The sequence below is a fragment of the Treponema sp. OMZ 803 genome (genome assembly GCF_024181165.1).
Classification (GTDB): domain Bacteria; phylum Spirochaetota; class Spirochaetia; order Treponematales; family Treponemataceae; genus Treponema.
On sequence record NZ_CP051195.1, the window covers coordinates 1,082,448 to 1,094,083 of the forward strand.

General features: G+C 46.2%; 13 protein-coding genes. 4 read left to right on the forward strand and 9 right to left on the reverse strand.

All coding sequences use genetic code 11. The features are described 5' to 3' along the window. Nucleotides 1–129 precede the first annotated feature (129 nt). From fliE to hslV, 5 genes are all read right to left on the reverse strand, one after another. Entirely contained in the window at nt 130–492 is a 363-nt protein-coding gene (fliE, locus tag ABH09_RS05005; protein ID WP_162663253.1) for a flagellar hook-basal body complex protein FliE, read from the reverse strand. A 17-nt stretch (nt 493–509) separates the two neighbouring features. After that, complete coding sequence (gene flgC, locus ABH09_RS05010; RefSeq protein WP_016524168.1) at nt 510–965, reverse strand: flagellar basal body rod protein FlgC; 456 nt, start codon at nt 963–965, stop codon at nt 510–512. Between the two features lie 10 nt (nt 966–975). Further along, entirely contained in the window at nt 976–1,395 is a 420-nt protein-coding gene (gene flgB, locus ABH09_RS05015; RefSeq protein WP_162663255.1) for a flagellar basal body rod protein FlgB, read from the reverse strand. Nucleotides 1,396–1,470: 75 nt separating this feature from the next. Continuing rightward, nucleotides 1,471–2,931 (reverse strand): ATP-dependent protease ATPase subunit HslU, encoded by a 1,461-nt coding sequence (hslU, locus tag ABH09_RS05020; RefSeq protein ID WP_253715449.1) that lies wholly within the window; start codon nt 2,929–2,931, stop codon nt 1,471–1,473. A gap of 21 nt (nt 2,932–2,952) precedes the next feature. Next, nucleotides 2,953–3,492, reverse strand: a complete 540-nt coding sequence (gene hslV, locus ABH09_RS05025) for an ATP-dependent protease subunit HslV (RefSeq protein ID WP_253715450.1) — start codon at nt 3,490–3,492, stop codon at nt 2,953–2,955. Between the two features lie 560 nt (nt 3,493–4,052). On the opposite strand from hslV, the gene ABH09_RS05030 reads away from it, so the two are divergent. The 3 genes from ABH09_RS05030 to ABH09_RS05040 all read left to right on the forward strand — a co-directional run bounded on the left by ABH09_RS05030 (nt 4,053) and on the right by ABH09_RS05040 (nt 6,146). Then, nucleotides 4,053–5,387, forward strand: coding sequence for a C1 family peptidase (locus tag ABH09_RS05030; RefSeq protein ID WP_253715451.1), 1,335 nt, complete (start codon nt 4,053–4,055; stop codon nt 5,385–5,387). Nucleotides 5,388–5,622: 235 nt separating this feature from the next. Then, on the forward strand, nt 5,623–5,880 hold the full coding sequence (locus ABH09_RS05035) for a type II toxin-antitoxin system RelB/DinJ family antitoxin (RefSeq protein ID WP_253715452.1): 258 nt from the start codon (nt 5,623–5,625) through the stop codon (nt 5,878–5,880). A gap of 2 nt (nt 5,881–5,882) precedes the next feature. After that, nucleotides 5,883–6,146, forward strand: a complete 264-nt coding sequence (locus ABH09_RS05040; protein ID WP_253715453.1) for a Txe/YoeB family addiction module toxin — start codon at nt 5,883–5,885, stop codon at nt 6,144–6,146. 27 nt (nt 6,147–6,173) lie between these two features. Here the strand turns inward: ABH09_RS05040 and yihA are convergent, their stop codons facing one another. The 4 genes from yihA to dpaL form a co-directional block, all read right to left on the reverse strand. Next, nucleotides 6,174–6,800 (reverse strand): ribosome biogenesis GTP-binding protein YihA/YsxC, encoded by a 627-nt coding sequence (gene yihA, locus ABH09_RS05045; protein ID WP_253715454.1) that lies wholly within the window; start codon nt 6,798–6,800, stop codon nt 6,174–6,176. 24 nt (nt 6,801–6,824) lie between these two features. Beyond that, a complete protein-coding gene (locus tag ABH09_RS05050) occupies nt 6,825–8,399 on the reverse strand; it encodes a glucose-6-phosphate isomerase (protein WP_371922125.1) in 1,575 nt (524 codons plus the stop codon). Between the two features lie 40 nt (nt 8,400–8,439). Then, nucleotides 8,440–9,522 (reverse strand): MraY family glycosyltransferase, encoded by a 1,083-nt coding sequence (locus ABH09_RS05055; protein WP_253715455.1) that lies wholly within the window; start codon nt 9,520–9,522, stop codon nt 8,440–8,442. A 144-nt stretch (nt 9,523–9,666) separates the two neighbouring features. Further along, entirely contained in the window at nt 9,667–10,878 is a 1,212-nt protein-coding gene (gene dpaL / locus ABH09_RS05060) for a diaminopropionate ammonia-lyase (protein ID WP_253715456.1), read from the reverse strand. 419 nt (nt 10,879–11,297) lie between these two features. Between dpaL and ABH09_RS05065 the strand changes: the two genes are divergently transcribed. Beyond that, nucleotides 11,298–11,510 carry a hypothetical protein gene (locus ABH09_RS05065; protein WP_044015951.1) on the forward strand — a complete coding sequence of 71 codons (213 nt, stop codon included), beginning with the start codon at nt 11,298–11,300 and terminating at the stop codon, nt 11,508–11,510. The last annotated feature ends 126 nt before the right edge of the window (nt 11,511–11,636 follow it).

Here is an 11,636-nt window from a genome sequence, read left to right on the forward strand (position 1 = left end):
ATAACTCTGTTGTCGAACAGGTCGACGAGTTTTAAATCGCGCAAATAGCACGATTTAAAACATCGCATTCCAAGGAACCTGTTCTGAAACTGAAGTTTCCGAACACGTTTAGTAATTATAACAGCTCCATTATCTGGTTATGGTAATATCATTCCAACTTTTTACGACGCGGTCGATCAGCGTCTGTGCAATTTTCAGCGACATGCCGGCTTCCGCCATTGCGATGGTAATATCGTGTACATCTACGGATTCCGGATCGACAATCATTTGTTGTCCGAGTTCCGCAGTCCGCTGCTGTTTTGCATTTACTTCGTCAAAGGCCTTGAGCAGGGTTTGCTCAAAACTCATGGCTTTTTTATTTACTGCCGTGTCAACTAAATCCGTATCCGAAACCATGCGGCTGCGGAAGTTATCGACGGCGATCGGCGTTATTGCCGGATTTTTCATAATAGCCGGAATCTTATACAAGGTTGCCGTATTGGTAATAGTCATAGGTGCCCCTTATCTCGCTAGCGTCCGATCTCGAGCGCACGCTGAAACATTTCTTTTGAACCCTGAACAACTGCCGCATTCGCTTCATACGAGCGGGAGGCGGAGATCAGGTCAACCATTTCCGTTACGATATTCACATTCGGATATTCCACGTAACCCGCTTTCGGCCCAGAAAGTATTGCATGGGGATGGTCGGGTTCATAGGAAAGCCGCGGTTCGGAGTTATCTTTTTCGATACCGGTTACACGAACCCCCGTTCCGACACCTCTATCCATATCGGAAGAAACAAAGGGAAGCCGCCAATCGATGCCGTCGTTTTTCTGCGCAAGAACGACGCGGCTGCGGCGGAAATAGCCGCCTTCCTGTGAACTGGTAGTGGAAGCATTGGCGATATTATCGGAAATAACATCTGTCCGTAACCGTTCGGCGCTCATGCCGGTCGCCGCTATGTTTATACTGCTGAAGATACCCATTTACTGCTCCTTATTTCAATACCGACTGTACTTGGCTGTACTGAAAACCGGTCATCTGACTCAACAGTTGATACTGCATCTGAATCTTGAGGATATTCATCGCTTCTTCTTCAGCATCTACGTTGTTGCCGTTCGCCTTTGCCGTTGTCATGTAATCCAATACACGCCGCGGAGAAACCGAACGATAGTCGATAACGCCGTCCGACTTAATATGACGGGGATCGGTTACCGCTAACTGAAACTGACCTGCAGCCCGTTTTTCGGAATCGAGCGCATGTTTTAACTCCGTTTCAAAATTGACCGATGTCCGCTTGAAATCCGGTATCTCCGAGTTTGCAAGGTTATTTGCCGACACGGTATAGCGAAGGGCGTTTACATCAAGCGCACGGTGTAAAAGATCAACTGTCTTTTGAAAACTGTTTATGTGCATCTCAACTCCTCTTTATTTCTATTAAGCTATTCGTATACTCATATATCGGCATTATAAAAATTCCCTTGAGAAACGTTACAGGATATAACGGGATAAATCTTGATCCTGTACGATGTCCTTCAACCGTTCGTCGACGTATGCGCGGTCTATTTCGATGGTTTTTTCGTTCATATCGCTTGCGTTAAACGAAATATCCTCCAGCAACATTTCCATAATCGTGTGGAGGCGGCGGGCACCGATGTTTTCCATCGTCGAGTTGACTTCCGCTGCGAGATTGCTCATGCGGTCGATTGCTTCATCCTTAAAGATGATGGTCAGCCCTTCGGTTTCGAGCAGCGCTTTGTACTGTTTGGTTAATGCGTTCTTAGGTTCAAGCAGAATCCGCTTAAAGTCTTCCACATGGAGTGATTCCAGTTCCACCCGCAGCGGGAAGCGTCCCTGAAATTCGGGAATAAGGTCGCTCGGTTTTGAAATGCTGAAAGCCCCCGCCGCGATGAACAGGATGTGACGGGTATCGACGACGCCGAACTTCGTGTTGACTTTGGAGCCTTCTACGATTGGAAGGATGTCGCGCTGTACGCCTTCACGGGATACGTCGATGCCGCTGCTCCGCTCGCTTTTGGAAGCAACTTTATCGATTTCGTCGATAAAAATGATGCCCATCTGTTCAACTCGCTCTTTTGCTTCTTCTACAATCTTGTCGTGATCGACGAGCTTATCGAGCTGATCGTTCATAATGATCATACGGGCTTCTTTTACGCTGGTCGTTTTACGCTTGTTCTTACCGGCGCCCATCAGCATACTGCTGATATTCGACATCGCGCTTTCGAGGTCTTCCATGCTGGAACCGCCGGCAAAGATTTCAAAACTCGGCATACCGGACTGCTGCACGGAAACTTCTACCATTTTATCTTCAAATTTGCCGTCTCGCAGCATCTTGCGGAACTTTTCCCTCGTTTCATGCATATCGTCTTCAGCTTGATTGCCGTCTTCTGCCGAATTGACTTCCACTCGAATTTCCCTGCTGTTTTCATCCTCTGCATCATGTTCCGATCCGGCGATTAAAAGCGGCTTAGGGCTTTCTTTCCGGTTTCGCTTCTTTTTGTTGGAGCCCGGCAGTAAAAGGTCGAGGAGAATTTCCTCCGTGTTTTTTTCCGCTTGTGCTTTCAGCGTTTCCTGCATCTCGCTTTTTACCATAGAATAGCCGACAGCCATCAGGTCACGGATCATCGATTCAACGTCGCGGCCGACATAGCCGACTTCGGTGTACTTTGTCGCCTCTACTTTAAGGAACGGCGCTCCTGAAAGTTTTGCAAGGCGTCGGGCAATTTCGGTTTTACCCACACCGGTCGGCCCGATCATCAGAATATTCTTAGGCGCTATTTCTTCGCGGATTTCTTCGCTCAATTTGAGCCGCCGTGTCCTATTCCGCAGGGCGACGGCGACGGCCTTCTTTGCCTTTGTCTGCCCGATAATATATTTGTCAAGCTCCGCCACAATGTGCGGAGGGGTGAGTTCATCCAAGTTGATTGTCATAATCGTATTTTCCTCTCGTTATCAAATTTCTTCTATATGTACGTTTTCGTTGGTGTATACGCAAATCTGTCCGGCGATATTTAAGCTCTTTTCAGCAATTTCGCGGGCTGATAAGTCCGTGTTGCGGAGTAAGGCGAGTGCTGCGGCATACGCATAATTGCCGCCTGATCCGATAGCGAGTACATCTTCCTGCGGTTCAATGACATCTCCGTTTCCGGAAATCAGCAAAATAGTCTTTGCATCCGCAACCAACAGCAGCGCTTCAAGATTTTTCAGCATTTTATTGGTGCGCCACTCTTTGGCAAGCTCAACCGCAGCGCGGGTAATGTCGCCGCCGTATTCCTTGAGCCGCCCTTCAAACTTTTCGAGCAGTGTAAAGGCATCTGCCGTTGCACCGGCAAAACCGGTCATCACTTTGCCGTCGTAAATCTTGCGGACCTTGCGGGCATTGCCTTTCATCACCGTTTGCCCCATCGTAACCTGCCCGTCACCTGCCATCGCAACCTTTCCGTTGCGTCTGACGGCAATAACGGTTGTACTCCGCACCTTCGTGTTTCCCATGTATAACCTCATTAGCAATATTAAAATACATTGATATCGCTTTCCATTATACCATACTATACTTCTTTTGAAAATATACGGCATATCTGCATTCAGGGGAAACGCATCAGGCCGTTTTTTTAACACCCCCGCGGAAAAATTGAGACTATTCGACCAGAACTGCCAAGGATGGCAGTGGTTTCATATAGTAGCGATGTTTTGGTACAACCAAAACTCGCCTTCAACTGATGTACATGGATGTACAACAGTTGAAGATGGTTCAAATGGTCTCACAGTCTCAATTTTTCCGCGATTTTTATCTATTTTACCTGATGCGTTTCCCCCTCTGCTGGAAAAATGTGCGAAATTTTGCTTAAAATTTCGCACAGAAGGAAGGCAACCGCTGCAAATATTTTATAATGCGGTTGCCCTGTATCTGCATTTGCTCTTTTCAAAAGTGCTGGGCTGGATACGGCGCAGTCGATGTGCTGCATTGCTAAAAGGTTGATTTTATAGCCTATGCGATGTATTATGATTACCGTCAGTTTACATACGGTACATCAAACCGAGAGGAGTTATATATGAATATTTCACCTGAACTTTTAAAAAAGTTTGAAAGTGACTATCGTGCAGACCCGTCGAATGCAGTTATTGCAGGGGCTGTTGCCAAGAGCGGTATCGAGGACGCATCGTTTAACTATGATGTCCGCCGCCGTCACAATTTTTGTTTTTCTCACGAAACCGAGCGCGGAGAAATTACCAATCAAAAAAAAAGCGGACGCTGTTGGATGTTTGCTTCGCTAAATGCCGCCCGTGTAGAAATAATGAAAAAGCTCAACTTGGAAACCTTCGAGCTTTCCCAGAACTACACGCTGTTTTGGGATAAACTTGAAAAATCCAATTACTTTTTTGAAAGCATTTTGGAAACCCTTGACGAACCGCTCGAAGGGCGGCTGATGGCTCACCTGCTCGATGCGCCTATTCAGGATGGCGGACAGTGGGATATGTTCTCCGGTATTCTGCAAAAATACGGCGCCGTGCCTAAGGATGTGATGCCCGAAACCTTCCATTCTTCCGATACGCGCTTCTTTGTTGCCGAATTAACCCATCGCCTTCGCAAATATGCGCAGCTGTTGCGGGACGGGCATAAGGCAGGAAAGTCTATCAAAGAGCTTCGCGCAGACAAGGAAATCTATCTCTCGCATGTATACAGCTTTTTGGTTAAGGCGCTCGGCGAACCGCCGCGCGTATTCGACTTTGAATGCCGCGATAAGGATAAGAAGTTTCACAAAGCAGAGCAGATTACCCCGCAGCAGTTCTTTAAGGAATATGTCGGCTGGGATTTAAACAATAAAATCAGTTTAATCAATGCGCCGACGGCAGATAAGCCTTATGGCAGAGCCTACACGGTAAAGTTTCTCGGTACCGTGAAAGAAGCGGAACCCATTCATTACATCAATGTACCGATCGAAGCGCTCAAAACGGCGGCTATTGAATCGATTAAAGCCGGTAAACCCGTCTGGTTCGGCTGCGATATGGGGCCGTATATCTGCCGCCCCGAAGGTATTATGGATACCGAAGTCTATCTCTATGATAAAACACTCGGCGAACTGCCTGAGTTCACCAAAGCGGAACGGCTCGATTACGGCGACAGCCTTCTTACCCACGCAATGGTGTTGACCGGCGTCGATCTGGATAAATCAGGGAAGCCGATTAAATGGCAGGTAGAAAATTCGTGGGGCGACGAATCAGGCAAAAAGGGAATGTTCTCGATGTCCGATGCGTGGTTCGATGAGTATACCTATCAGATTATGGTAGAAAAGACCTTTGTTGAACAAAAATGGCTCGACGCCTTAAAACAGCCGCTCGTACAGCTTGAGCCGTGGGATCCGATGGGGGCGCTGGCACGGATATAGGAAAACGGGTTATCAACTCGGATTTTTATTACAGGGAACGGGGATGTCCCGAAAGTAACAACTTTTGGGACATCCCCGCTTCCCTTAGATTACGGCTCGTGATCAAGAAGAATAAATCATGAACATAGAATCATATACCAAATAGTATCACTATAAAAAATAATTTATCCTAACACTGTGAATAAGTATTGCTTTTCCATTACTTTTATATTACATTATAAATATGGAGGTTGATATGAAAACAGCAGTAGTTCAAACAAGAGTTGATGCAGCTCTAAAAAATGATGCAGATGCATTTTTTGAGTCTATTGGAATGGATACAACTACGGCAATACGTATATTCTTGAAACAGACCTTAATTCAGCATAAAATTCCGTTTGAAATTATTCAAGACAATTCTTTTTATTCTGAAAAAAATATGAAAGTATTGGAACATTCGAAAAAGCAAATGGAAAATGGGCAGCATTCAATACATGAACTTGTTGAGGTATAAAAGTGCATAAGGATTTTTCAGATGATGCATGGTCAGATTATACATATTGGATACTGCAAGACAAAAAAACGTTAAAGAAAATTAATCAACTGCTTACTGATATTGAACGAAACGGCAATAGCGGCATAGGACATCCTGAACCATTAAAAGAAAATTTAAGCGGCTATTGGTCACGGACAATAGACGAAAAAAATAGACTTGTCTATAAAATAGAGGATGGACTCATAAAAATTATTCAATGCAAAAATCATTATGATGATAAATAGAACAGCCTCATTTATTTTGCGGGACTGCTAAAAAACAGCCTGATGCGTGAGACAGGCGGAGAGATGCTGTAACAGCTTTTCTCTGCCTGTTTTTTTTGTAGCAGAGGTTACGATTATTTTATCCTTGCTGCATTCAAAAAAGGACGCAAGGGCAAGGAGCTGCGTTGCCTGTTCGTTTTTACTGAGCTTATCGGCTTTGGTTGCCGTCAAGACAGCGGGTATGTTGTGCTCCCGGAAAAACTGCAAGGTTTGCAGTTCTATTTCAGCAGGATCCCGCCGGATATCCATCAATAAAAATACCGTTTTAAGTGTGGAGCGGGTTGTGCAGTAATCATATAGCATAGCGTCAATCCGCTTCCGTTCCGCTTGGGATACTTGCGCAAAGCCGTAGCCGGGTAAGTCGGCAACGCAAAACGATTCAGCATTCGGCTGCTTGTTTGCCGGGGCATTCACCGCAAAAAAATTGATTTCTCGCGTCATGCCCGGCTTTGAGCCTGTTTTTACGAGGTCCTTTCTATTAAGGAGCATGTTTATCAGCGAAGACTTTCCCGCATTGGAGCGTCCGAAAAAAGCAAACTCGGGAATGCCCGTCTGCGGGAAGTGCTTACTGTTAATTGCCCCTTTGATAAACTCGGCGGATACGATCTTGAGCATACCGGTTGTGATAATTCCCTCAGCCTATAGTCCGAAAAAGCGGGCGTAGGCGGCGAGTTCGGGCGGCATATCGTGCGATAAGACTTTTTTAGCAAGCACCTTACCGAGCTGGACACCTTCCTGATCGAAACTGTTGACATTCCAGATAAAACCTTGGAACATTACCTTGTTTTCGTAATGAGCAAGCAGCGCGCCGAGCGCTTCCGGCGTAAGCGCCTTTCCGTAGATAAGGCTTGAAGGCCGCCCTCCGGCAAAGCTCTTATTCGCATTATCATCCTGTTTACCGAGCGCAAAGGCCGTTATCTGCGCGACGACATTGGCAAGCAGCTTTTGCTGACTGGTAGAGCCTTCTACGGTAATGTCTTTGCCGTATTGACTTTCTTCAAAGCCGATAAACTGGAGCGGCACAATATCGGTGCCTTGGTGCAGCAGCTGATAGAACGAGTGCTGCCCGTTGGTTCCCGGTTCCCCAAAGATAACCGGCCCTGTTTTATAGTGAATCGGTTCGCCGAAGCGGTTCACCGACTTTCCGTTTGATTCCATATCCAGCTGCTGCAGATGAGCCGGAAAGCGGGAAAGCGCTTGGCTGTAGGGTAGAATCGCAGTGCTGCCGTAGCCGAGAATATTCCGTTCATAGACACCGATCAGCGCATCCATGAGGGCGGCATTTTTGGTATAGTTCGGATCGAGGGCTTGCTTGTCCGCTGCGGTGGCTCCGGCGAGAAGGGCCTCAAAGGTATCTGCTCCGAATGCCAACGAAAGCACCGCACCTCCGCATACAGAGGTAGAAGAGTACCGCCCGCCGATAAAGTCATCCATATAGAAGGATGCAAGGTATGAAGGATTGTTGGCAAGCGGACTGCTTTCGCTCGTTACGGCAACCATTTGCTTTGCAGGGTTTAGTCCCGCCTCCTGCAAAAATTGCCCGACGAAGCGCTCATTGGTGAGCGTTTCGAGCGTGGTACCGCTCTTTGAAACCAAGATAAACAGCGTCGTTGATAAGTCAAGGGCGGAAAGTACTGCCGCCGTATCGTCAGGGTCTACATTCGATATAAAGTGAGCGCGGAGTTTGAGCTTGTTATGCCGCTCCCCCCATGCTTTTAGCGCAAGGTACAACGCGCGCGGGCCGAGATCCGAACCGCCGATACCGATCTGTACAACATCGGTGAAAGGCTTACCGGACGGAGCGGTAATGGAACCGTTTCTGATAGCTTCGGAAAACTCACGGACTTTCTTCTGTTGTTCCAAATAAAAGGTACGCATATTTTTGCCGTTGTAGATAACATCGTCGCCAAGCTGTCCGCGTGTCAGATGATGCAGAACTTTCCGGTGTTCTCCCGTATTGACTTCTTCGCCTTCAAGCAGCTGTTGATATTTTAGTATCAGCTGCTGTTCGTCTGCGAGTTTTTGAAGTAAAGGCAATAGCGTATCGTCAACCTGTTTAGCCGCGTAATTGTAGTGCATACCGGCAGCCATCGGTATGGAGTATCGCTCGATTCGGTTTGCTCCGCTCTCTCCTTTCAGGCACTGTCTTAGATCAGGTATTTGTGCTTCCTGTAAATCTCGAAACAGGGAACATTCGTCTAAATTTTTCCACATAATCGTCTCCTTTGCAGCCGTGGCCTACAGATGGAAGCTCTTAAAAACTATCGCTTTTCAGGTGTTTTTCCTTTTCACAATGAATAAGCGTAAAAAATAATATTCCCACCAGTAAAAGCCCGATAAGCGTTACCAGCGCCATAAGCCCTTGCAAAATGATGGCAAGCGTTACGAATATATCTATAATAATCTGTAAAATCATCACAGTAACCAATGCGCCTCGCGGCGAATAGCCGATGAGCATCAGCTTATGATGGAGATGCATTCTGTCTCCTTCCCGTATCGGTTTTTTATCCCGTAGCCGCCGCCAAATTGCGGCGATCATATCGAAAATAGGCAGCATCATAAAAATAATTGCGAAAGGAATCGCTACGGTTTCGGATCCGGCATTGTTTGGCACGAGTGGAAGTACTGCAAGCACAAAGCCGAGAAACTGAGAGCCGGCATCGCCCATAAATACCTTTGCATGAGGGCGAGAAAGATTAAAAAATAAAAAGCCTATAAGCGTAGCAGCCAATATAATGCAGGTGTAAGTCATAGAAAAATGAGGCGGCAAATCTTTAAAAAATAAAACGATATAGCTGATTAGCAATGAAACACTCAAACAGCCTACTTGGCCATCGATACCGTCCATTAAGTTTACGGCATTGGTAACCCCTGCAATCCAGAGCACCGTTATCGGATATGCAAAAATGCCAAAGGAAATGAAAAGACCAATGGGGGCAAAGCTGATACGGGTAAAGCGGAAACCCGCATAGGCAACGATACATCCTGCAATTAATTGAACAATAAGTTTATAGATAGCCCGCCAATTTTTTAGATCGTCCCATAGTCCCATAAAAAAGATTAAGCAGCCCCCGATGATAATGGCCGTGAATTGGCGGGTTATAACGATACTGCCCGGAAATTTGAAGTAGATGATAAAAATGCTCAATACAAAGGCGGAAAAGAAACCGATACCGCCTAGACGGGGAATTTTCCCCGAATGAATTTTTCTACCGCCGACATCATCGTATAGGTTGTGCCGTTTTGCAAAAAGGATTACGAGGTACACAAAGAAGGCTGATATGGCGCAGGGAATTAGCATTGCAAATATAATAAGCTGCATATTAGTCAGTTGCATTAAAACCTCAACGGAAACATTAACTTTTTTACCTGTATCCAGAGATACTGCAAATCATGAGATACGCAAAACTCTGTGCGGGATATGATAGCCGATTAAGCCGCAAGATACAAGTATCATGGCTTAACCGACTTTTACATTTTGTTATAGCGATGGATAGGCGCCTTCCCAGACGATTTTTTTGTACATGTCGGGATCGGTATCACCTTCCGTAGAAAAGCACAATATTTTTGAGTTCTTGTCGAGCTTTAACGCTGCGCGTAAATCCTTCATATCGTCGTGCTGCATAATTGTAGATAACAGGCCGAAGGGGACGGCGCCCGATTCTCCTGAGGTAACCGGCGAATCTCCTTTAATGGGAGCAGCGAGCATACGCATACCGCGGGCAGAAACCCAATCGGGCGCGGAGACAAAGCAGCTAGTATTATTCTTGAGAATATCCCAAGAAATGGTGTTTGGTTCGCCGCATGCGAGTCCTGCCATAATGGTTTTCAAGTCTCCTGTGACAAAATGCGGTTTACCGTCTGCCGCCGTTGCCGACCGATACAAGCAGTCCGCAGCGCGAGCTTCCACTACGACGGTAATGGGGCAATTGTCGGGGAAAAGGTTTTTAAAATAGCCCTGTATAGCTCCTGCAAGCGAACCGACCCCCGCCTGTACAAAGATATGGGTTGGCCGGTCTACGCCTGCCGCTTTGAGTTGTTCTGCGGCTTCAAGTGCCATGGTGCCATAGCCCTGCATAATCCATGCGGGGATTTCTTCGTATCCTTCCCATGCAGTGTCCTGTACCATAACACCGTGTTCCGTTTTTGCGGCAAGCGCGGCAGCCATACGTACGCATTCATCGTAGTTGACGTTTTCTATAGTAACCTTTGCGCCTTCTTTTGCGATATTATCGAAGCGGGTTTTAGTAGAGCCTTTGGGCATCAGCACGACCGATTTTTGACCGAGTTTATTTGCAGCCCAGGCCACGCCTCGTCCGTGATTTCCGTCGGTTGCGGTAAAAAACGTAGCCTGCCCGAATTCTTTCCGCAGTTTTTCGCCGGTTAATACATCGTAGGGGAGTTCCGAAACATCTTTTTTAAGCTGCTTTGCAATATACTTTGCCATCGCAAAGGAACCTCCGAGTACTTTAAAAGCATTTAAACCGAATCGCCATGATTCGTCTTTGATAAATACCGACCCGACGCCGAGCATATCCGCCATATTTTTTAATAGAACGAGCGGTGTTGGTGCATACTGCGGGAAGCTTTTATGGAACGCATGTGCCTTATTGATTTCGTCTAAAGCCATTACCGCGAGCTGTTTGTTGTCTGTTTTCGGAAGCTTATTTTCCGCCCAAAGAATCTTGTCCATACGTAACTCCTTTCAATCGAGAATGGGGATGGCGAACGAGTAATCGCCTTTTAAGACCTCTCCAATTCTTATACAAAAAAAATTTGTTAGAATCAAAATATTTATGAGCTAATCATAGCATAGATACAAGATATGTCAAGTTCAGGCAGGGCAAGCGCATCAGGCTGTTTTTTAGCAGCCCCGCATAATCATTGAGGCTGTTCAACCAGAGTTGAACCTCTTCGCGGTTCAAATGGTCTCACAACCTCAATGATTATGCGCCTTTTATCTACTCTACCTGATGCGTTTGCCCTGATGGCTGTGGTCTAAAGCTCTTTGAGGCGGTGCCGAAACTATAAATAGATGCCGTCTGCTGCAAGCGAATAATTTTATGGAGATCGGCACACTGCATCGTTTTTCGTTATAGTGGAGGGTAATGTATGAAATTGTATTCGATTAAAAGTAATCCGGGTGATGTATCCTATTTTTCAATTCTGAACGAAACGGACAAAGGATATTTTATCCGCATCTGCCATGATAAAGAAGGATATGAGAAAATCAGCGAAGAATTTCTTGATAATGATATGTTTGCACTCTGCCTGCGTACCGGATATATCAGCGAGGTTCCCGCCGAAGCTCACGGAGTCGCTTAATCGATTAACAATGCTGCACCTCTCTAAACACCGAAGCTTTTAGAGGGGGACGGGTATACACGGCGGAGACGCCGAAATTCTTATCTTTTTCTCTTGTCATTTGTATAAAAATAGTACATAGTAGGC

What these genes read in the sequence shown, in the direction of transcription:
- fliE (WP_162663253.1), bottom strand. Translation starts at nt 492, where the DNA reads ATGACTATTACCAATACGGCAACCTTGTATAAGATTCCGGCTATTATG.
- flgC (WP_016524168.1), bottom strand. Translation starts at nt 965, where the DNA reads ATGGGTATCTTCAGCAGTATAAACATAGCGGCGACCGGCATGAGCGCC.
- flgB (WP_162663255.1), bottom strand. Translation starts at nt 1,395, where the DNA reads ATGCACATAAACAGTTTTCAAAAGACAGTTGATCTTTTACACCGTGCG.
- hslU (WP_253715449.1), bottom strand. Translation starts at nt 2,931, where the DNA reads ATGACAATCAACTTGGATGAACTCACCCCTCCGCACATTGTGGCGGAG.
- hslV (WP_253715450.1), bottom strand. Translation starts at nt 3,492, where the DNA reads ATGGGAAACACGAAGGTGCGGAGTACAACCGTTATTGCCGTCAGACGC.
- ABH09_RS05030 (WP_253715451.1), top strand. Translation starts at nt 4,053, where the DNA reads ATGAATATTTCACCTGAACTTTTAAAAAAGTTTGAAAGTGACTATCGT.
- ABH09_RS05035 (WP_253715452.1), top strand. Translation starts at nt 5,623, where the DNA reads ATGAAAACAGCAGTAGTTCAAACAAGAGTTGATGCAGCTCTAAAAAAT.
- yihA (WP_253715454.1), bottom strand. Translation starts at nt 6,800, where the DNA reads ATGCTCAAGATCGTATCCGCCGAGTTTATCAAAGGGGCAATTAACAGT.
- ABH09_RS05050 (WP_371922125.1), bottom strand. Translation starts at nt 8,399, where the DNA reads ATGTGGAAAAATTTAGACGAATGTTCCCTGTTTCGAGATTTACAGGAA.
- ABH09_RS05055 (WP_253715455.1), bottom strand. Translation starts at nt 9,522, where the DNA reads ATGCAACTGACTAATATGCAGCTTATTATATTTGCAATGCTAATTCCC.
- dpaL (WP_253715456.1), bottom strand. Translation starts at nt 10,878, where the DNA reads ATGGACAAGATTCTTTGGGCGGAAAATAAGCTTCCGAAAACAGACAAC.
- ABH09_RS05065 (WP_044015951.1), top strand. Translation starts at nt 11,298, where the DNA reads ATGAAATTGTATTCGATTAAAAGTAATCCGGGTGATGTATCCTATTTT.